This is a genomic window from Mycobacterium sp. 852002-30065_SCH5024008 (genome assembly GCF_001665645.1).
In the GTDB taxonomy this organism is placed as follows: domain Bacteria; phylum Actinomycetota; class Actinomycetes; order Mycobacteriales; family Mycobacteriaceae; genus Mycobacterium; species Mycobacterium paraffinicum.
In genome coordinates, this window is the sequence record NZ_LZSZ01000112.1 from 1 (window position 1) to 715 (window position 715).

Genomic DNA, 715 nt, shown 5'->3' on the forward strand with positions numbered 1-715 from the left:
ATGCGATCGTCGGCAGCGTCAGATGTGTATAAGAGACAGGTATTGGGGCCGAGCGGGGTTGACCGCAGCCCGGTTTGTGGCGTGTCCGTTCGCCGGGGCGTCGGGGGTGCGGATGTATCGGACCGGGGATTTGGTGTCGTGGGGTGTTGATGGGCAGCTGCGGTATGTGGGGCGTGCTGATGAGCAGGTCAAGATCCGCGGGTATCGCATCGAACTCGGTGAAATCCAAACCACACTAGCCAGCTTGGACGGGGTGGACCAAGCGGTGGTGATCACCCGCGAGGAGGACCCCGGCGACAAACGCCTGATCGGCTATGTCACCGAATCGGGTTCGGGGACAGTGGATCCGGACGCCATCCGCACGCAGCTGGCGGATCGGCTGCCGTCCTATATGGTGCCGGCAGCCATCGTGGTGCTCGAGGCGTTGCCGTTGACGGTCAACGGCAAACTCGACACCCGCGCCCTGCCCGCCCCCGACTACACCGGCGGCGCGTATCGCGCCCCGGCCAGCCTGACCGAGGAAATCCTGGCCGACATCTACGCCGACATCCTCGGGCTGGACCGCGTCGGGGTCGACGACTCGTTCTTCGAGTTGGGTGGGGATTCGTTGTCGGCGATGCGCCTGATCGCGGCGGTCAATACCAGCCTGAATACCGACTTGTCGGTGCGGGCCATTTTTGAGGCGCCCACCATCGCCCAGTTAGCACCCCGCATC

At 64.6% G+C, this 715-nt stretch carries 1 protein-coding gene; it reads left to right on the forward strand.

What is annotated here, in order from left to right:
- Positions 1–715 (forward strand): phosphopantetheine-binding protein (locus tag A5781_RS15595; protein WP_156624687.1); only part of this gene is annotated, 715 nt, incomplete at both ends.